The organism is Marinobacterium litorale DSM 23545, assembly GCF_000428985.1.
In the GTDB taxonomy this organism is placed as follows: domain Bacteria; phylum Pseudomonadota; class Gammaproteobacteria; order Pseudomonadales; family Balneatricaceae; genus Marinobacterium_D; species Marinobacterium_D litorale.
In genome coordinates this window covers 40,983-61,512 of the sequence record NZ_AUAZ01000019.1, presented here as the reverse complement: position 1 = coordinate 61,512, position 20,530 = coordinate 40,983, and the positions used below count along the sequence as shown (strand labels likewise).

Sequence of the window (20,530 nt, the reverse complement as noted above, 5' to 3'; positions counted from 1 at the left end):
CAGCCGCCCATATGTGTCAGGCCAGCACAGCCAGAAACTGTTTGAGCCAGTCCGGGTGAGCCGGCCAGGCGGGCGCTGTTACCAGATTACCATCGGTTATTGCTTGATCAACGTCTATTTCAGCGAATTTCCCGCCAGCCAGACGGACTTCGGGAGCGCAGGCGGGGTAGGCGGAGCAGGTGCGGCCGTTCAGGACATCAGCGGCGACCAAGAGTTGAGCCGCATGGCAGATGGCCGCCACCGGTTTGTCCACATCGAAAAAGTGGCGGATCATTTTGAGTACGTCGGCGTTCAGGCGCAGATACTCCGGTGCGCGTCCGCCGGGCAGCACCAGCGCGTCGTAATCCGCCGGGTTGGTTCCAGCAAAGTCCGCATTGAGGGTGAATCGGTGACCCGGTTTCTCACTGTAGGTCTGATCCCCTTCAAAATCATGGATCGCTGTCATGACCGTGTCGCCATGACTCTTATCGGGGCAGATCGCATCTACTTGATAGCCCACGGCCTGCAGAGCCTGGAAGGGCACCATCGTTTCGTAATCTTCAGTGAAGTCACCGGTGATCATTAATATTTTTTTGCTCATGACGCACCTCCTTAATGTGAAAGTCAGTCAGTTTTAACAGACCTGGAGCGCGTGAAGGTATTAACCCGTTACTACAACAATGAAAACGGCAAACGGATGAATTCGCCGTCAGCCGGGCTAAAGCGGTCAAACAGCAATTTAGCCGACATGGCCAGTGTTACAACCACAATGACCGGGCGCACCAGTCGTGTACCCCGGCTGACCACCAGGCGGGCTCCCAGTTGTCCGCCGATCAGTTGGCCCAACCCCATCGTCAGGCCGGCTGCCCAGACGATGTGGCCACTGAACAGGAAGAATAGCAGGGATGCGAAGTTGGACGTGAAATTGAGCACCTTGGTGTGCGCTGTCGCGCGAGCCAGGCCGAAGCCCATCAAGGTCACGAACGCCAATGTGAAAAATGTACCGGTACCCGGGCCGAAGAAGCCATCGTAAAAACCGATGGTGCCGGTAATCGCCGTACTGAAGATCAACGTGTTTAAGCGACGCTCCCGGTCAAGATCGCTGATTTTGGGTGAGAACGCAAAGTAGAGCGCGATCAAGATCAGCAGGCCGGGCATGATAGCGGCGAGCAGGCTGCTGTCGATCAGCTGAACGATCAACGTTCCCAGTGCTGAACCGGCAAATGTACAAAGGATCATGAGCCGCATCGTGCGCAGGTCCACCAACCTTTTACGCACAAAGTAGAGAGTCGCCGCCAGCGTGCCAAAACTTCCCTGCAATTTGTTACTGGCCAGCGCCTGGACCGGGCTCAGTCCGCTGGCCAGTAACACCGGCAGCGTAATCAGCCCGCCGCCACCGGCGATGGCATCGATCGTTCCCGCCGCCAAACCGGTGAAGAAAAGTATCAGAAAGAGAGCCAGGTCCAGCTCCATTATTGTGTACTCCGTGGTTACCGATAACCGGCGTTGCAGGGTATCGAGTCGAGCGATAAAGGGTGGGCTATCATCTAACAGCCGTGATTGCGGGTACAGGCACCGGTGAAAAACTTTGATGTATAAAGAAGGTAATTATTAGATTGCTTTAATATAAGAGATTGCTAATTATGGCCTGCTTTCTCCGTGATGCCTGCTAATCTGAACAGACAACAGCTGAACATTAAGACAGTTTCGCTGCTCTTAATGAACCGGCAATAAGGGTGAAGATTAATAATAAAATGCCCGGTCTAGTCACACTGTGCTGGAACATCGCTCCGGGCCCCAGGAGTTGTTATGTCCAAAAAAGAAACCCCGAATAAAGGCCTGCACGCGCTGTATGCGGAGGACCCTGAAAAAGCCGATCGTGTGCTGTGGGGGCGGCAGGTTGATCCCGAATCCCGTCGCGGTTTCCTCAGAAAGAGTGGCCTTGCCGCTATGGGGGCGGCGCTGGGGGCGTCGGCCATACCTTTTGCCGACAAAATGCCCGGTGGCCTTATCCCGGCAGCGCTGGCCGACTCGCACCAGCCATTCATGCTCGAAGGCAAAGATGGACTGACAGTGCTCAATGATCGGCCGATCAACGCCGAAACACCGGCTCATCTGCTGGATGACGATATTACCCCGGGAAACCGAATGTTCGTCCGCAATAACGGTATTCCTCCCGCGATCAAGGATATCGACCCCGAGACTTGGGAGTTGCGTATCGAGGGCGAGTCCTGCGCCAACCCAATGACATTTACGATTGGTGAGCTAAAGCAGAGATTCAAACACTACACCTATCAGCTCCAGATCGAGTGCGGCGGTAACGGTCGCAGCGAGTATGTGCCCTCGGCCAGTGGTAACCAGTGGACCACCGGTGCAGTCGCCTGTCCCACCTTTACCGGCGTTCGGTTGCGGGATGTATTGGAGGCATGCGGCATCAAGGACGATGCGGTTTATATTGGGTATTACGGTGCCGACAGTCATGTCAGTGGCGACCCAAACCGTGACCCGATCTCCCGTGGCGTGCCGATGCGTAAGGCGCTGGAGGATGAGTCATTGATCGCTTGGGCGATGAACGAAGAGCCGATCCCCTACCTCAACGGTTATCCGTTGCGGGTAGTCTGTGGCGGCTGGCCCGGCTCCGTGTCCGGTAAGTGGCTGCAGCGCATCGTCATTCGCAATCAGAAACATGATGGTACCAAAATGGGTGCGCCGTCCTACAGCGTTCCCAAACACCCCGTGGCACCGGGCACTGATGTGCCGAAGTCGGATTTTGTCACCATTGAGTCGATGCCCGTGAAGTCTCTGATTACGTACCCCCAATCTGGGCTGACTCAGCCGATGGGGGAGAAGCTGGTCGTACGTGGACATGCCTGGGCCGGTGATCTGGCGGTTAGCAAAGTGGAGGTCTCCATCGACTTTGGTGCGACCTGGCATGAGGTCGACTTGAAAGATCCACCGAATCGTCTGGCGTGGCAGCGCTGGAGTACGGTGGTTGAGTTCCCGGAGATCGGATACTACGAAATCTGGGCCAAAGCGACCGACAGTGAAGGACGTGCCCAACCCATGGTTGTCCCGGGCTGGAACCCGAAAGGCTACCTTAACAACGCCTGCCACCGCATTGCGGTACAGATAGCGTGAGGGGGTGCGTATGTTGACGCAACGAATACGCCGGCTGCTGTTGCCGCTGGCGCTGATTGTCCCCCTGGGGGCGGCGGCCGAAACGGATCCGGACAGTGGGTTGGTGATTGCCGAGGGGTGGGAAACAGTGAAGTCCACGTGTACCGCCTGTCATTCGGGGGCTCTGGTTACGCAGAATGCCGGTACCCGCAACCGCTGGGAGTACCTGATCCGGTGGATGCAGGATACTCAGGGCCTCTGGCCGCTTCCGCCACAAACCGAAAATACGATTCTCGATTATCTGGCCGAGCATTACGGCCCGAAAGAGGGCGCTCGTCGTCCACCTCTGCCGCCGGATATGCTGCCGAAAAATCCGTACAAAAAAGCGGCTGATAGCTAAGCGTTCCTGGGGCTGTTTGCTCTGCCCCCTGAAGCCCCTCCCACCTGAAGGTGGGAGGGGCTTTTATCGTCTGATGAGTCTAAGGCGGTCGGTTCTTGAGTACCGGGTAATCCTTTGCGCGCATAAATGCGTACCCCAATCAATTCAAGGTACACTGGCTGTTTCCGGGCTGTAATGCTGCTGTGGCCGTTATCTCGTTGTCGACAAACCGAAGAGGAGGCGCTATGTCCTACAGAAAACTGACTCCCGAAGAGCAGTGGGTCATTATCAATAAGGGTACCGAACGCCCATTTACCGGTAAGTACAACGACTTTTTCGAAACCGGGGTCTATACCTGCAAGCAGTGTGGTGCGCCACTTTACCGGTCCAAGGACAAGTTCCCTTCGCACTGTGGCTGGCCCAGCTTCGATGACGAAATCGAGGGGGCTATCCGACGAGAGGTAGACGCGGATGGGCGACGGACGGAGATTCTCTGCGCTAACTGCGGTGGGCATCTGGGGCATGTGTTTGAAGGTGAAATGCTTACCCCGAAAAATGTCCGCCATTGCGTTAATTCAATTTCCATGGATTTTGTCAGCGCCGAAGAGCAGGCAGCATCGAAGGGCGGAAGTGTGAAAAAGGCCTATTTTGCCGGTGGCTGTTTCTGGGGTGTCGAACACCTGCTGCAACAGCAGGAGGGTGTGGTTGAAGTGATCTCCGGTTATATGGGCGGGCATGTCGAGAACCCCACCTATGAGCAGGTGTGCAGCAAAAGTACCGGCCACCTCGAGACGGTGGAGGTGCTTTATGATCCCGCCCGGGTCAGCTTCGAAACTCTGGCCAAGCTATTCTTCGAAATCCATGATCCCACCCAGGAGAATGGTCAGGGTCCGGATATCGGGCCACAGTACGCGTCAGCTATTTTCGTCAATGATGATGAAGAGCGTGGCGTCAGTGAAAAATTGATCGCGCTGCTGGAAAATAAAGGGCTGGATGTGGCCACCCGCGTCCTGCCGATGCAGCCGTTCTGGCGTGCTGAGGAGTTCCACCAGGATTATTACGTGCGTACCGGTAAAACGCCGTACTGCCATAGCTACAAAAAGCGGTTCTGATGTTAGAAATATCCCGCAACGTTCAGATACCTGATGACGAGATTGAATTGACCGCCATCCGAGCCCAGGGCTCGGGCGGTCAAAACGTCAACAAGGTTTCCAGCGCGATTCATTTACGCTTCGATATTCACGCATCTTCTTTGCCAGACTTTTATAAGGAACGACTGCTCGCGATGTCTGATGCCCGAATCAGTCAGGATGGGGTCGTGGTTATTAAAGCCCAGCAGTTTCGGACGCAGGAGAAGAACCGGGCCGATGCTCTGGATCGTTTGCGTGAACTGATTCAAAGCGTGGCGAAAGTGCAGAAGACTCGCCGTGCGACCAGGCCGACACGCAGCTCTCATAGGAAGCGAATGGATAAAAAGACTCAGCGGGGCAAGACCAAGTCCTTGCGTGGCAAAGTTCGTAAGAATCAGATTGAGTATTTAAAATCAGAAGATCATATAGTTTCAAATCCCGCTTATAACTGGGCTCACGCTGCTTTTGCGCCATGGAAAAGGACGGTGCACGCATGGATAAGGCTTTGCTAACAACATCTGTTAACTTCGAATTTCTTCGACCAGATAATGAGCCTTTGGCGGCCTCGGGTGCGCTGGCCGAAGCGGTATTGCATATTGACCCGGGCAGCGCACTGACCAGGCTTCGCGGCTTTGCCGAGGAAGTGACCAAGGCAATATACAAGGAAGAGCTCCTGCCTCGGCTACCTCAGTCCAGCTTTTTCGAACTGCTGCAAGCGGATATCAACGATCTGCCCGATGACAGTATCGCCGTGAAGCGTGAGCTGCGTTTGGTTCATCAGCTGCGCCAGACCGATCTTTTGAAAACGTTGGATGCCAGTACCCAGCATCTGCTGATCAACACCATCTCCCCGCTGATGTCGGCACGAGTACTACGTGATAAGCACGCCTCGGCATTGGACAAACAGATGGCGATGATAGAGCGTTGCCTGGTGGACAGGGCCAGCTGCTTCGAGGATGGGCGCGATCAACTGCTTGCCGAACTGGACCGGCTGGCGGTCAATATTCAGGCGGTACGCCGTAAGGACGACATCCTCGCTGAAGTGCGCAGCGCCGACTTCTGGCAGCAGCCCGGTATCGATAAGCTCGAGAAGGCACGCAAGGAGCTGCGCGGTATCATGAAGTACCGCCAATCCGGCGGTGGCGGTGCCTATGCCATGCCATCGACCCGCACCGGGGATGGAGGGGTGAAAGAGGGCGAGCGGGAGGTCAAAATCGCCGGTGCCAACGAAGCGATGCAGTATCGACGCAGGTTAAAGGGCATTCTCGATGCCATGGTTGAAGCCAACCCCACCCTGCAGAAGATTCGTAAAGGTGAGTCGATTGCCGAACAGGAGCTCAAAACGCTGACCTCCACCATACTCACCAGCCACCCGGGGGTCAGCCTGGATACGCTCAATGAGTTTTACGGCCGCACCGCTGATCAACTGCAATTGACGGTGCGTGAGATCATCGGTCTTGATCGCCAGGCTGTAGAGACCCATTTCACACGCTTCCTGCATGCTCACCCCAATTTGACTGCCCAGCAGGTCCGCTTTATGAACCTGCTGAAGAACTACATCGCTCAATATGGCTCAATCATGGTGGAAAAACTGTACGAACCGCCCTTCGACAGCATCTCACATGAGGGGATCGATGGCGTCTTTGCGCCGGAGGATGTCGATGAACTGGTCAGTGTGTTGAAACCTTTTCTGAAAGAGGAGGCCAGCCATGGCAGATAACGCGGTCGTACCCGAGCAGCTTTATACCGACATTGCTGAAGTCATTCAGCAGGCACGACGACAGGTCAGACAGGCGGTCAACCGGCAGATGGTACAGGCCTATTGGCACATAGGCCGGCTGATCGTCGAGCAGGAGCAGCAGGGGCAGGAACGTGCAGAGTATGGAAAGCGGCAATTGGAGCAGCTTTCGCAACGCCTTGCGGACGAGTTTGGCCGGGGCTTTGATGTCACCAACCTGCGTAATATGCGCCGCTTTTACCAGCAGTATCCAAATCAAGACTCACTGCGTCTCGAATTGAGCTGGACCCACTATCGCGTATTGATGCGTGTAGAAAAGCAGGCTGCCCGTGACTGGTATGCGAAAGAAGCGCATGAGCAGGGCTGGAGCGCGCGTGCACTGGAGCGGCAGATCGGCGTTCTCTACTATGAGCGCCTGCTGGCCAGCAAGGAAAAAACGGTAGTGGAACAAGAGGCCCGGGATAACACCGCGCCGCTTACCGAATCACCCAAAGCCTATCTGAGAGACCCCTATATACTCGATTTCCTCAACCTGCAGGACAAAAGCTACCAGGAGAGCGATCTCGAGCAAGCGATTATCACCAACCTGCAGCAGTTTCTGCTCGAGTTGGGCAAGGGCTTTGCCTTTGTCGAGCGGCAGCAACGGATCCGCACCGATGACGGTGATTACTATATCGACCTGGTCTTTTACAATTACCACCTCAAATGCTTCCTGCTCATCGACCTGAAAATGCACAAACTGACCCATCAGGATGTGGGCCAGATGGATATGTACGTGCGTATGTATGAAGAGCAGAAGCGCCGCTCCGACGACAACCCGACCATCGGCCTGATCCTGTGCAGCGAACGCAATAACACCGTTGCCAAGTACTCGGTACTGAATGACAGCAAACAGCTATTTGCCTCCAAGTACATGACCGAACTGCCATCGGAAGAGGAGCTCACGCGGGAATTGGAGCGTGAGCGGGCGGAGCTGTTGCGCCTCAATCCAGCAGCGAAAGACACTTAAGCCGTAAACCAAGAGACTCATGGACGAATCCGCTCAACAACGCACTCAGAAATATGTATCCGCCCGCCAGAGGCATCCGGCCTGGGTGTTGCTGGCGTCCCGCCGTGCGCCGCTGGTGCTGGGTTGCCTGAGTGCGCTGTTTGATACAGCCGACGATGGCATCGCTGAGGAGGACGCCCTGCAGGCGCTCTCGGAGATGCTGGAGGCCTATGCGGCGCAGGATGAGTACGGTATCGAGCCGGACAACACCCGGCTGCAGGCCGGGCGGGAGTTGCGCCAGTGGATCAAACGCGGGCTGGTGATCGAGCGGGCGCAGCGGCTCTACGCTACTGATGCGTTGTCGGCGGCGATCCGCTTTATCGACTCGCTGGATAACCGCATTATGACCTCCACCGCTTCGCGCCTCTCCGTTGTGCAGCGCGAGATCGAGAATCTGGAAGTGGGGCTCAATCCCAACCCCGCCAGCCGAATCGCCTCCCTGAAAAGCCGAATCAAAGCGCTGGAGCAGGAGCTGGCGGATGCTGAAGCCGGGGATATTCCGGTGCTTTCCGATACAGAGGCGGTGGAGCGTATTCGCGAGGTCTATGGCCTGGCAACGGGGTTACGGGCCGATTTCCGGCGCGTGGAAGACTCCTGGCGGGAGGCCGACCGCCGCCTTCGGCAGTCGATCATGTCGGAGCAGCTTCACCGGGGCGATATTGTCGATCAGCTGCTGGAGGGGCAGGTCGCGCTGTTGAATACACCGGAGGGACGTGTGTTCGACAGTTTTCAGCAGCAGCTGCAGCAAAGTACCGAGCTGGAGGCGATGCGCGAGCGGCTGCGCACCATTCTCTTCCACCCATCGGCTGGCCAGGCCTTGCACCGTGCCCAGTTGAATGATCTCAAATGGCTACCGGGCCGTCTGGTGAAAGAGAGCCAGGCAGTGCTTCAGGCGCGCGCCCGCAGCGAGAAAGATGTGAAAGGCTTTCTGAAAACAGGGCTTGCGGCAGAACATCATCGAGTGGGGCAGCTGCTCACCGAGATCATGAATGTCGCGCTCAACCTGGACTGGCAACGGCAGGCTGTCAGGCGCATGCCTGCGCCGCTGCCTCCGGTGGCGGTTGCGCTGGGGAATCTCCCGGTGCCGGAGCGCCTGCGCTTCAAGTCCCTGGAGAATGACAGCCAGGATGAGCTGGATCTGACTGCGGCCGATGCGGACCTCACCGATATCGACACCGAGTTCTGGGAGGCGCTGGATGGGTTGGATCGCGAAGCAGCGATTCTGCAGACATTGCAAATTTTGGCTGAGCAGGGGCGTCCGATGACCTTGGCAGAGCTTACAGAACAGATGCCGCCTGTGGATGATCTGGAGACCTTCGCGCTTTGGCTGGGTATGGCGCGGGAAGCCGGTGTACCCATTGATGAAAATGCGTTTCAGCAGCTGGAGCTGCTGGATGACCAACAGCGCCGCTGGCTGTTTCGTGTGCCCTATCTTACCCTGAGCTCAAGTGATCTAAACGGCATCGACTGGGAGTTTTAGCCATGGACGGGATATTCGACCGTATTACCGGACGCCCCCTTAAACAGGACGGGGAGTCCACTGCTGAGGTAGTCACCGACGAGGCTCTGGTTGGCGATCACGACAGTGCTCAGACGGACATCTCCCCCGTGGATAACGTCGAACTGCATCGTACCGAACGACGGTTGCGTGAGGCTTCCCAGGAGTTGCTTCGTTTCGGCTTGCTGGAAGAAAGCCAGAAACCCAATCACTACCGAATCGCCAGCCGCGAACTGACCGCGTTGAACGCGATCCTTGAGCCGCTGGATCTGATGGCGGCGGTGGATGATGTGCGCGGACTGCTCTTTCTCAAGGTGTTGAAAACCGAAGTCGCAGAGGATGAGCCGGACGAGGAGTGGTCTCATCCGCTGGTGCGTAAGCAGCGTTTAACTCTGGAGCAGTCACTGCTGGTGGCGATTCTGCGTCAGTATTTTATTGCCCATGAACAGGAGGCCGGCACCGGAGCAGCCCAGGCCCGGGTAGCGGTGGATGAACTGATTCCGCAAATGCAGGTGTACCTCGGTGAGCAGGGCAGCGAAGCCCGGGAGCGAAAGCGGATGTTCAACCTGCTGGACCAACTGAAGGATCACGGCCTGGTGTCTGAGCCAGACAAAAACGAGCGCGTTATGATCCGGCCGATTATCGCCCATCTGGCCAACCCGGAAAATCTGCAGGTACTGCTCGACTGGCTGAGGCAACAGCCAACCGGGGAGGGGACATCCACGGACGAGGAGGGCAGGGAATGACTCAGGCTGCATTCTGGCATCAGGAGGCTACCTACCGGCTGCAGGAGTTAAAACTCTTTAACTGGGGCGGTTTCAGTGGCGCGCATCACGCGCAAATCCATCTCGATGGAACCGCCGTTATCGGCCCTACAGGAAGTGGTAAAACCACGCTGGTCGATGCGTTGATGACGCTACTGTGCGCCAACCCCAAGTACAATCTGGCCTCCACCGGCGGCCATGAGAGTGACCGGGATCTGGTCTCCTACGTGCGTGGTGTTTCCGGGCCCGGGGATGAGAGCGCGCAGCAGTCCCACATCGCCCGGCCCGGTAAAACCGTCACCGGCATCGCCGCCACATTAGATAACGGCGAGAACCTGGTGCGCCTTGGCGTACTGCTCTGGTTTGATAATACCAGCTCGGCAACCACCGATCTCAAACGCCTCTGGTTTTTTGCCACCTCGCCTGATCAAACGCTGGAGCACTGGTTGACCACGCACCACGAGGGTGGGATGCGAGCCCTGCGCCAGTTGGAAAAAAACCATACCGGTATCTGGACCTACAGTGCGAAGAAGGATTTTCTCGCCCGTGTGCGCGACTTTTTCGAAGTCCGCGAAAATGCCTTTAACCTGCTCAATCGGGCGGCGGGTTTGAAGCAGTTGAACAGCATCGACGAGATTTTCCGTGAGCTGGTGCTGGACGATACCTCGGCGTTTGATCGGGCCAGGGAGGTGGCTGACAGCTTCGATGATCTGAGCGCCATCCATGAGGAACTGGAGATCGCCCGTCGTCAGCAGCGCTCGCTGGAGCCGGTCAAGAACGGCTGGCAGAAGTACCAGTCGAACGAACAGCTGTTGTCTGAGAAGGCGCGGCTCAACCGGATCTTGCCGGTCTGGTTTGGCGAGCAGGCATACCAGCTTTGGAGTGACGAGTGTGATCGCCTGACAGAAGCCTTTGAGAGGGCTCAAGAGAACAGGGCCGATGCGGACAGGCGTTATGACGTCCAGGAGGGGGTGCGGAATGACCTCAAAGAGGCCTATCTCAACCTGGGTGGTTCCGATATCCAGACACTGGAATCGCTGATTGCGGAGAAGCGTAAGAATCTTGGAACCTGTGAAAAATATGCGGCTCAGTATCGACAGTTGGCACAGAAGCTGGCGCTGCCCGATGAGGTCGACCGCCAGGTTTTCAACGCCAATAAGGAGGCGCTGGCGGAGCGCTTCGATGAGGTGCGTAAAGAAGCCGAAGATGCAGCTGAGCTGGCGTTTGAACATGGCGTGGCTGCGAAACAGGCCAGAGACTCTCGGGATACCCTGAAAGAGGAGCTCAAAGAAGTCGAGCGGCGGCCCGGCTCCAATATCCCCGCAACCTTCCACCACTTCCGTGCGGCCCTTGCTGAGGAGCTTGGGCTGGATGAGGATCGACTACCGTTCGTGGCCGAGCTGGTACAGGTTAAAGAGGCGGAACAGGCCTGGCGTGGCGCCATCGAACGGGCCATCGGCGCCCATCGCCTGCGCATACTGGTGCCGCCAGAGTCGATCCAGGCGGCACTGCGTTGGGTGAACCAACGTCATAACAGGCTGCATGTGCGCCTGCTTGAGGTCAAAGCGCCGGGTGTCCAGCCCCGCTTTCTGGATGACGGTTTTACCCGCAAGCTGGAGTACAAAACCCACCCTTACCGAGAGTCGGTCAAGGCGATGCTGGCCGGGTATGACCGCCATTGCGTCGATTCGCCCGAGCAGTTGCGCGACACGCCCAACGCCATGACACAACAGGGCTTGATGTCCGGCAAGGCGCGCTTTTTTGATAAGCAGGATCAGCGGCGTCTGGATGAAGACTGGCAAACCGGGTTTGATAACCGGGACAGGCTGGCCGCGTTGGCCCGGAAAATCGCCGACGCGGATCGTGAATGCGAAACACTTAAAGCCCAGGTTGAAAAGTCGAAAGCGGCGGCGCAGCAACTCCAGCTTCAGCTCACGCTGTTGGATCAGCTGCAAAATCTCACTTTCGAGCAGATCGATGTTGATGAGGCCAGGCGTCAGGTAACGGAGCAGGAAGATAAGCTCAAGCGGCTAACCGCGCCGGATTCGGACGTGTCTGCCGCCAAAGAGACTTGGCAGCAAGCGGAAAAAGTACTTAAGGAGATCGCTGAAGAGCGAGAAGCACTGCATACCCGATATATTAACCTGGAGCGCGACCTGATTCAGGCCAAAGCGCATAAAAGCAAGGCGTTTCAGCGAGCGCAGGCAGGTTTGACGGTGGAGCAGCGTCAGCTGGCTGACGCTGCTTTCCCGGCAGTCAGCGCGGAGCAGCTGAAAGATATCAGCGATATTGAACGCAACGTACTGGAGCAACTGCAGAAAGAGCTGGAGTCGCTGAGAGAGCGGGTGAGCGACCTGGCGCGGGAGCTGACAAAACTCATGGCTGCCGCCAAACGGGAGGATCGCGGAGCGCTCTCTGATGTGGGGATGGAGCTGGAAGACGTGCCTCAATACCTGGAGCGGCTACAGCTGCTCACAGAGGAGGCGCTTCCGGAGAAGCAGAAACAGTTCAAAGCCTATTTGAATCGCTCCTCCGATGAGGGTGTCACCCAGCTGTTGAGCCACGTCGATAACGAGGTGGCTATGATCGAAGAGCGTCTGGAGGATGTAAACAATACGCTCCGCCGCACGGACTTTCAGTCCGGCCGCTATCTGCAGCTGGTCTCGTCCAAGGTGATCCATGAGAGCTTGCGCAGCCTGCAGCACGCCCAGCGAAAGCTGGCATCCGCGCGCTTTAACGACGATGAAGGGGAGAGCCAGTACTGGGCGCTGCAAAACATTGTCGAACAGCTGCGAGATGCCTGTGACAGACACCGCACGCTCGGCGCCAAGGCGCTGCTGGATCCTCGATTTCGGCTGGAGTTCAAGGTTTCGGTGATTGACCGTGAAAGCGGGAAAATCATAGAGACGCGGCGCGGCTCCCAGGGCGGCAGTGGCGGTGAAAAGGAAATTATCGCCTCCTACGTACTGACCGCCTCGCTGAGCTATGCGCTCTGTCCCGATGGCAGTAGCCGACCTCTGTTTGGCACTATCGTGCTGGATGAGGCGTTCTCGCGCAGCTCCCACGCCGTGGCCGGGCGAATCATTGCAGCGCTGAAAGAGTTTGGCCTCCATGCACTGTTTATCACGCCGAATAAGGAGATGCGTCTACTGCGTAACCATACCCGTTCGGCCATCGTGGTTCACCGCAGGGGGCTGGAGTCCAACCTGACCACATTGAGCTGGCAGGCACTGGATGACCTGTATCATCAGCACACGGCAGCCAGCCATGAAGTCCCCCAGTGAACTCTCCCGCCGGCTTGCCAAACAGTGGCATCGTTCTGCGCTTCGGGTAGAACGCTTGCTGTCGCCGGATAGCTGGCCGCTGACGCTATCGATCGGCAAACCCACCGGGGCCGAGTTTTCAGCCAAAACCACTGCCGTTTATGAGCATGTTAGACGGTGGCAGGCGGTTCAAGTCGGTACCGTGGAATGGCAGTCGGTGAAGTATCGGGCGGGCGCGGAGGCGATCTCCATTCCAGTCTGCTGGCATATCCATACCCCATCGGAATGGGTTTCGGTAGCGGCTGACGCTACCGTTACTGAAGAGTACGGCGTGCTGGAGTATCTGGTGACCCATGTTGAACCGATCTATCGTGAATTACTGATCCGTGATCGCTCATTATGGCGCAATAAAGAGCGGCAAGAGGTGCTGGATACGGCGCGGCTGGCGGATAGGCTCTCGCCCGGTTGTGCTCACGGGCGTCCGCTCAGACTTTTGGCCGGCTTGGGTGTTGATACCAAGTTCTTCGAGCGCAACGGAACTCTATTAACCAAACTATTAGATGAACGTTTTGAAGGAGCGGCCAGTGAACAGGGGCTGAGCAATTTTCTTGATGCCTTTGATGAAAACGAACACTGGGTATTGGTTGCGCCGCTGGATCAAGGCTTGTTGCCGTTTAAGCGACTCAGGCTGACGACATCAGAGCTGGCTGAAACGCCCCTGCCAAGTTCCCGGGTTTTGGTGGTGGAAAACGAGCGTTGTATTCATCAGTTGCCTCAACTGGCGGATACCATTGCAGTGCTCGGAGCGGGGCTGGATCTCCAGTGGCTACAGGCTGCGCATTTCGAGGGCAAACAGGTCGGATATTGGGGAGACATGGATACCTGGGGGTTGTTGATGTTGTCCCGTGCCAGGCAATATCAGCCGTCACTGTCTGCCCTGTTGATGTCGCCTGCGCTTTTTCAATTATATGAAAAGGATCGAGCCGTTCAGGAGCCTATCTGTGCTCAAGGGAATTTACCGGTCGGATTAACCGATGAAGAGGGCGCTTTCTACAAGTATCTTTTACGGCAGAATAAAGGCCGTTTAGAGCAGGAGTTTCTCCCGGTAAACGAGGTGCATCGGGAACTGCGTCGATGGGCGAATGAGGCCTGGAGGGGCAGTCCGGTTTAAGAGGTTATGCTCACTCGGTGTGCTTAAGCTCGGTTTTTTCCGCAGGCGTAGGCCGGCCGATTGCATAACCCTGAACATACTGGACGCCAAGTGCCTGCAGCTGCGTGATGGTTGCAGTATCCTCCACGAACTCCGCGATCATCGGAATATTCAAACTGTGGGCGAAACGCGTGATCGCCTCGACCAGCGCCTGTGCTTTGCGGCTGCTCTGAAGTCGGCGGATCAGGGATCCGTCGATTTTCAAATAATCGGCATCGATCTTCAAAATCTGATCGAAGTTGGAGTAACCGCTACCGAAGTCGTCGATGGCGATTCGGATCCCCTGTTGTTTACAATGCTTGAGCACTTTCAGGACTTCATCCTGGTAATCGATCGATTCAGACTCGATGACCTCGATGATTACGCGGCCCTCCATGCCGAACCGGTGCATGTTAGTTATCAGGTGCGCGATGGTGGTTTCATCCAGAAGATCGTAACGGGTCAGGTTGATGGAAACAGAGGCATCACTGTGGGCAAAGTGCTGGAAGCTCTGCTCGATCATGGCGCAGGTCAGCTGACGATACAGGTGGCTTTTGCGAATCGCCGGGAGAAAGTGGAAGGGGGTGTGTATTTCGCCCCGGGAGTCGGTGAGGCGAGCCAGGGCTTCGTAGTGGCGAATCGCGCCGGTGGCGGTCTCGCAGATGGGCTGAAACCAGGGGTTCAGGCGACCCTGACGGAATGCATCGTTGACTTCGTTCAGCCAATGCAGGTTTTCCGCGTAGCGTTTTTGCGGATGGAGCCCCTCGTGGTAGAGCATGATCTCCTGAGATTGACGGCGGGCTTCGTCCATCGCTTCGCGGGCATTCAGCAGCAGTTCTTCGGCGCCCTCAATAGCCAGCGCGACGCCGGCGCGAGCCGTGACGGTAATACGCCGCCTGTCGTCAGCCTCGATCGGCTCAAAAATGGTATCGAGCAGCGTTTGCGCCAGCCGCATCGCGCTCTGTTCGTCGGCATCGGGCAGCAGCACGAAGTACTCATCGATCAGTGAGCGATAGAGCCTGGCGCCGCTTGGCAGTTTCTTTTTGATGGCGTCGGCCACTTGGTTAAGTAACCTGTCACCGGCGTCATACCCAAACAACGTGTTGATAGCGTGAAACTCGTCCAGGTTGATCAAGATGCCGCTCAGGTGATCTTGATCAGTGCTGTGGGCTAGGTCTCGCTGCATTCCGGTGATATCCGGCAGCCCGGTGATGGCGTCGTAGTAGAGCTCCCGCTCCAGATCTTCTTCTCGCCGGCGCTGCAATCGCCGATAGGTTCTCATCAACGGGTAAAGGGGCAGCAGAGCCAGAAGTGCAATCAGAGCGGATGAGTAGATGCTGTTGGTGAGTAGGGTTGCCCGGCTGTCGATCTTGATATCGGCGGCCATGATATACAGCGTGCCGTCGGCGCGTCGGGTTGGGACGAAGGCTGATCGGAACGTTCCCCATTCGTTGTCATAGATGTCGGAGAATACCGGCTCGCCGCTGCTATAGGCCTGGAACAGGTCCTCGGGGGCGGAGTCATAGGGGTTATAAAAAACGCTGAGTGTCCCGCGGCGACGATCGAGCCCGGTTTCATTGCTGACTATGAAGTAAGCCTGCCCATCGACCATATCCATGGAGTACACGTATTCTACGTCGGGCAGATCTGCGACCAGCTCGTCCAGAGATTCAACAATTAATCGGTAGTGAACATCGCCGGGGGCCCGGTCCAGTGCGTAGATGTCATGGAAGTAACGGCCGATGATATGTCCACCCGCGCGGGCCGCCGTCAGTAACATGGATCGGGTGGATGCCAGCTGTTCTGTCTGGCTGGAGTAGAAACTGAAAACGGACAGTGCAGCGGTGGCTACCAAATAGAGCCCGAAGAGCGTGGCGATCAGTCCACGCTCACTGACAATAAACGGCTCCCTTCTTTTGAGCATCGCCATTGGACTCCACTGGCTTGTTCACTCCCTCGCTGTGTTTATAGAAACACCTGAGCAGGATACGCACAAGTTTTTTCCTGTCTTTAAACGCTCTGTGGGGCCCTTGAAAACGACTCCGTGGGTAATTCGCTTGCACCGGTGCCCGCACTTCGGTTTTTATGGGCTTTGGTTTAGCTAACAGGAGACTCTATGCGACGTTATCACAGTCAGCTGGCGGCTGGTGCCCTGATGGTTTGTTTGGTGGGCAGCGTGAACGCGGCGGCCCCAAACAGTGACGCCTTTGAGCGTTACCTGACCAGTAAAGCTTATCTGGATCGGTTGTTTGAGCTGGGGCTGTATTGGGATCGAGATATTCTGGAGCGTCAGACTCGCTGTGAGACTCAATATAAGGTCGAACCAACCCGCTTTGCCGTTCTTGATACGCCTCTGTTCGAGGATGGGCAGGTAGAGCCCGTTCGTGGGATTTGGCGACAGCGGTTTGCACTTGAGCGATGTGGTGAGCAGGCGATCTATAACGTTCTAGTGGTAGCTAAGGATGGACGGATTCAGGTTCAACCCCAGGTGCCGGGCGAGAGCCGAGTGGGTCCTTTGTTGTTGGGCGATCTGTTGAAGGAGGCTGTTGCCGTACGTTCTGCTCAGCTAACTGAAGCGCAGGGTGACTGTCGTCAGGTGGCGGTTGCCGATACCCGGGTCTCCCGGGAACCGGCTGATCGCGAGTTGGCCGGGCAGGTCGCGAAAGGTGTCTGGGAGGAGCACTGGGTCGTTAAGCGTTGCGAGCAATCGTTTACAATGGATTTCTGCTTTAAACCCAACGCTAAACAAGCCGGCGCCGTCGATTGGGTGCCGCGACATTGTGATGAGCTCTGATTGTCTTGAGCTATATCAAAGGAAAAGAATATTCATTTCACAGGGACCTGGTGAGCCCCCATTATCTATACTTCAGGAAGTAGTCGAGTGGGGGCCCTATGAAAACCGGACAGACGGACACCGCAGAGTATGCTTCGATGCGCTGGTTCTGGTTGGCAGTGACCTGGATTGCCATCGGTCTGGCGATGCTTGGCGTTCTGTTGCCGGGCCTGCCCACCACCGTGTTTGTATTGATTGCCGCCTGGAGCGCATCACGCAGCTCGCCTCGGCTGCGGCGCTGGTTGATATCCCACGCCACCTTTGGCCCGATCTTGCACAATTGGGAGCGTGGCGGTGTCATCGATCGCCGCTCCAAGGTGGTCGCATCGATCGGTATGCTCGTCGCTTTGCTGATTGTGATTTACGTGATTCGCCACCCCCTGATACTGATGCTGATTCTGTCGGCGCTGGCGGTTGGTGCGGTCGTGGTTTGGTCACGACCTGAGCAGATACCGGAGCATCACCGGGACTCAGGAATCTAATTTTCTTTCTACGGTCATAGCGCCACGTTCGCCCGGGTTCTTTTGGGCAGCCGGGGTTGTCTGTGGCATAATACCGCGCCTATCAAGCCTCACCGGCCGAGTTGTTAAAAAGGCCGATCTGTTGCTGTTTCACCCATCTCTTATTGTTCCAGGTGTATCCATTGCTGACCACTGCCAATATCACCATGCAGTTTGGCGCTAAGCCGCTGTTTGAAAACGTTTCCGTTAAATTTGGCGATGGCAACCGCTACGGCCTGATCGGCGCCAACGGTTGCGGTAAATCCACCTTCATGAAGATTCTAGGCGGTGACTTGGAGCCCAGTAGCGGCAATGTCTCCACCGATCCGAATGAGCGCCTCGGTAAACTGCGCCAGGATCAGTTTGCCTACGAAGGATACAGCGTCATCGATACTGTCATCATGGGGCACGAAGAGCTCTGGGCGGTGAAGTCCGAGCGCGATGCGATTTACGCCAAGGCGGAGATGAGCGAAGCGGATGGTATCCGCGCCGGCGAGCTGGAAGCGGAGTTTGCCGAGATGGATGGCTATACCGCCGACTCTCGTGCCGGCGAACTCCTGTTGGGTCTTGAAATCCCGGTGGAGCAGCACTATGGCCCGATGAGTGAGATTGCCCCTGGCTGGAAACTGCGAGTGCTGCTGGCGCAGGCGCTGTTCTCCGACCCCGATATTCTGCTGCTGGACGAGCCCACCAACAACCTGGATATCAATACCATCCGCTGGCTTGAAGGTGTGCTGAGTCAGCGTACCTGCACCATGGTGATCATCTCGCACGACCGTCACTTTCTGAACTCGGTCTGCACCCACATGGCCGATATCGACTACGGTGAGCTGCGCGTCTATCCGGGTAACTACGATGAGTACATGACCGCGTCGACCCAGGCACGGGAGAAAATGCTCTCCGATAACGCCAAGAAGAAGGCTCAGATTGCTGATCTTAAGCAGTTTGTCAGCCGCTTCTCCGCCAACGCCTCCAAGTCGCGTCAGGCAACTTCGCGTCTGAAGCAGATCGACAAGATCCAACTGGAAGAGGTGAAACCCTCCAGCCGCCAGAACCCGTTTATCCGTTTCGAGCAGGCGAAAAAACTGCACAGGACTGCGCTGGAAGTGGAGGAGCTGGCCAAGTCCTTTGATGAGAAGGTATTCGAGGGGCTGAACCTGCATGTGAATGTGGGTGAGCGGATCGCGATTATAGGCCCCAACGGTATCGGTAAATCCACACTGCTGAAGTGTTTGGTGGGTGATCTGGAGCCGGATGCCGGCAGCGTGAAATGGTCGGAAAATGCCGAGCTGGGTTACTATGCCCAGGATCACGCGCATGAGTTTGAAGAGGACAAAAACCTCTACGACTGGATGTCCTACTGGGGTAAAGAGGGTGATGATGAGCAGGTGATCCGCGGCACGCTGGGGCGTCTCCTGTTTTCGCAGAAAGAGATTGGTAAATCGGTGAAAGTGATCTCTGGTGGTGAACAGGGCCGTATGATCTTCGGCAAGCTGATCCTGCAGCAGCCCAATATCATGCTGCTGGATGAGCCCACCAACCACCTGGATATGGAATCGATCGAATCGCTCAACCTGGCGTTGGAAAACTACCCCGGCACATTGTTGTTTGTCAGTCATGACCGTGAGTTTGTCTCCTCGCTGGCGACGCGGATCATCGAGCTGACGCCCAATGGCGTGGTCGATTTCCACGGTGACTACGAAGAGTACCTGCGCTCTCAGGCGCAGTGAGGAGAATCCGGTGACTGCTAGCTTTGCCGACCTGCAACTCTGCCCGGAGCTCAACGCGACCCTGGAGGCGCTTGGCTACGCAGTGCCCACGCCGATACAGTCTCAGGCGATCCCTCTGGTGCTTGGCGGGCATGATGTCATTGCCGAAGCACAAACCGGTACCGGGAAAACGGCGAGCTTCGCTTTACCGATGATCGAGCGGCTGAGCAAGCAGCCGGGCTGTCATGAGTATCACGCAATCCGTGGGCTGGTTCTTGTGCCCACCCGCGAGCTGGCGATACAGGTCGGTGAGAATACGCTGGAGTATGGTCGTTTGCTCGGGATGCGTGTGATAGCCATCTATGGCGGTGTGCGCTTCGACAACCAGATCCGTAAGATGAAGCGCGGTGCCGATATTCTGGTGGCTACGCCCGGTCGTTTGCTGGATATGCTTAAGCAGAAAAAGCTGTCGTTGGATGCACTCGAGATGCTTGTGTTTGATGAAGCCGATCGGATGCTGGATCTCGGCTTTATCAATGAGATCAAGGCGCTGTTGTCATATATGCCGTCAGAAAAGCAGACGCTGCTGTTCTCGGCAACGCTGGATGACAGCATCGAAGCACTGGCCGACGCGCTTCTGGTCAACCCTAAGCGGGTCCAAGTGAGCAGACGCAACGCAACAGCGACCTCGGTAAAACAACGGGCTTACGCGGTTGATAATGCCGACAAGGCAGAGATCCTGGCGTACCTGATCAAGGAGGCCAACTGGCAGCGGACCCTGGTATTTACGCGCACCAAGCGTCGTGCCGATGAGCTCAGTGCCCGTCTTCAGCAGGAAGGGATCGAGGCGCAGGCGATTCATGGCGACAAACCACAGCGTGAGCGAATCGCGACCCTGAATCGCTTTGCTGAAGGCGGGCTACAGGTGTTGGTGGCGACTGATGTGGCGGCCCGGGGGCTGGATATCGATACGTTACCGCAGGTGGTGAACTATGATCTGCCCAATCAGCCACAGGACTATATTCACCGCATCGGCCGAACGGGACGAGCCGGCCAGAAAGGTCTGGCGGTTTCGCTGGTTGCGCCGGAGGAGCGCCGGTTTCTAACCGCAATATCCGATTTGATCGGAACCCCGTTGCAGCTTCAGCCGGTACCAAGGATCGAAAACGGTCAGTTGATTGATGGGAAGGCGCTTGCCGTTAAAACAAAACCCAGATCGGACAAGCGGCCGAAACCCAAGTCGGCTAAATCCAGTGCCTCACAGAAGTCCACGGCTTTGCGCACAGACATTGAAGCCGGTGCGCCCCCTTCGCGTTCGGCGGGCAGGCGATCCCTGTTTTCCAAGTGATCGCTGGCCGACGGATAGTGGTGGAGAGTGGAGTC

General features: G+C 56.7%; 16 protein-coding genes and 1 pseudogene. 14 read left to right on the top strand and 3 right to left on the bottom strand.

Going from position 1 to position 20,530, the window contains the following annotated elements:
* Positions 1-16 precede the first annotated feature (16 nt).
* Complete coding sequence (locus G403_RS0114235) at positions 17-580, bottom strand: DJ-1/PfpI family protein (RefSeq protein WP_027854574.1); 564 nt, start codon at positions 578-580, stop codon at positions 17-19.
* A 71-nt stretch (positions 581-651) separates the two neighbouring features.
* Positions 652-1,452 (bottom strand): TSUP family transporter, encoded by an 801-nt coding sequence (locus tag G403_RS23445; protein ID WP_051299060.1) that lies wholly within the window; start codon positions 1,450-1,452, stop codon positions 652-654.
* A 336-nt stretch (positions 1,453-1,788) separates the two neighbouring features.
* Here G403_RS23445 and G403_RS0114225 point away from each other — a divergent pair, with 336 nt between their 5' ends.
* From G403_RS0114225 to G403_RS0114180, 10 genes and pseudogenes are all read left to right on the top strand, one after another.
* Positions 1,789-3,117, top strand: a complete 1,329-nt coding sequence (locus G403_RS0114225; RefSeq protein WP_027854573.1) for a sulfite oxidase — start codon at positions 1,789-1,791, stop codon at positions 3,115-3,117.
* 10 nt (positions 3,118-3,127) lie between these two features.
* Positions 3,128-3,496 (top strand): hypothetical protein, encoded by a 369-nt coding sequence (locus G403_RS0114220; RefSeq protein WP_211232684.1) that lies wholly within the window; start codon positions 3,128-3,130, stop codon positions 3,494-3,496.
* Between the two features lie 224 nt (positions 3,497-3,720).
* On the top strand, positions 3,721-4,587 hold the full coding sequence (locus G403_RS0114215) for a bifunctional methionine sulfoxide reductase B/A protein (protein ID WP_027854571.1): 867 nt from the start codon (positions 3,721-3,723) through the stop codon (positions 4,585-4,587).
* Positions 4,587-4,991, top strand: a pseudogene (arfB, locus tag G403_RS23440) (alternative ribosome rescue aminoacyl-tRNA hydrolase ArfB); the annotation flags it as partial. The gene G403_RS0114215 and the pseudogene arfB, both read left to right, overlap by 1 nt.
* Before the next feature lie 107 nt (positions 4,992-5,098).
* Positions 5,099-6,325: a type I restriction endonuclease subunit R gene (locus G403_RS0114205; RefSeq protein ID WP_027854570.1), complete on the top strand. Its 1,227-nt coding sequence runs from the start codon at positions 5,099-5,101 to the stop codon at positions 6,323-6,325.
* Positions 6,315-7,352, top strand: coding sequence for a PDDEXK nuclease domain-containing protein (locus G403_RS0114200; RefSeq protein ID WP_027854569.1), 1,038 nt, complete (start codon positions 6,315-6,317; stop codon positions 7,350-7,352). The genes G403_RS0114205 and G403_RS0114200 overlap by 11 nt, the downstream gene beginning before the upstream one ends.
* Before the next feature lie 19 nt (positions 7,353-7,371).
* A complete protein-coding gene (locus G403_RS0114195) occupies positions 7,372-8,871 on the top strand; it encodes a DUF3375 domain-containing protein (protein ID WP_084404047.1) in 1,500 nt (499 codons plus the stop codon).
* A gap of 2 nt (positions 8,872-8,873) precedes the next feature.
* Positions 8,874-9,635 carry a DUF4194 domain-containing protein gene (locus G403_RS0114190; RefSeq protein ID WP_084404046.1) on the top strand — a complete coding sequence of 254 codons (762 nt, stop codon included), beginning with the start codon at positions 8,874-8,876 and terminating at the stop codon, positions 9,633-9,635.
* Entirely contained in the window at positions 9,632-12,937 is a 3,306-nt protein-coding gene (locus G403_RS0114185) for an ATP-binding protein (RefSeq protein ID WP_027854566.1), read from the top strand. The genes G403_RS0114190 and G403_RS0114185 overlap by 4 nt, the downstream gene beginning before the upstream one ends.
* Complete coding sequence (locus G403_RS0114180) at positions 12,921-14,087, top strand: Wadjet anti-phage system protein JetD domain-containing protein (RefSeq protein WP_027854565.1); 1,167 nt, start codon at positions 12,921-12,923, stop codon at positions 14,085-14,087. Before G403_RS0114185 ends, G403_RS0114180 begins: the two co-directional genes overlap by 17 nt.
* A 10-nt stretch (positions 14,088-14,097) precedes the next feature.
* Here the strand turns inward: G403_RS0114180 and G403_RS0114175 are convergent, their stop codons facing one another.
* Entirely contained in the window at positions 14,098-16,035 is a 1,938-nt protein-coding gene (locus tag G403_RS0114175; RefSeq protein WP_027854564.1) for a bifunctional diguanylate cyclase/phosphodiesterase, read from the bottom strand.
* A 186-nt stretch (positions 16,036-16,221) separates the two neighbouring features.
* On the opposite strand from G403_RS0114175, the gene G403_RS0114170 reads away from it, so the two are divergent.
* The 4 genes from G403_RS0114170 (at position 16,222) to G403_RS0114155 (ending at position 20,495) form a co-directional block, all read left to right on the top strand.
* Positions 16,222-16,899 carry a hypothetical protein gene (locus G403_RS0114170; RefSeq protein ID WP_027854563.1) on the top strand — a complete coding sequence of 226 codons (678 nt, stop codon included), beginning with the start codon at positions 16,222-16,224 and terminating at the stop codon, positions 16,897-16,899.
* Between the two features lie 98 nt (positions 16,900-16,997).
* The gene (locus tag G403_RS0114165) at positions 16,998-17,420 is read left to right on the top strand and encodes a YbaN family protein (RefSeq protein ID WP_036233910.1); all 423 of its coding nucleotides are present in this window, start codon (positions 16,998-17,000) and stop codon (positions 17,418-17,420) included.
* A gap of 161 nt (positions 17,421-17,581) precedes the next feature.
* Positions 17,582-19,168, top strand: a complete 1,587-nt coding sequence (locus G403_RS0114160; protein WP_027854561.1) for an ABC-F family ATPase — start codon at positions 17,582-17,584, stop codon at positions 19,166-19,168.
* A gap of 10 nt (positions 19,169-19,178) precedes the next feature.
* Positions 19,179-20,495, top strand: a complete 1,317-nt coding sequence (locus tag G403_RS0114155) for a DEAD/DEAH box helicase (protein WP_051299058.1) — start codon at positions 19,179-19,181, stop codon at positions 20,493-20,495.
* Positions 20,496-20,530 lie beyond the last annotated feature (35 nt).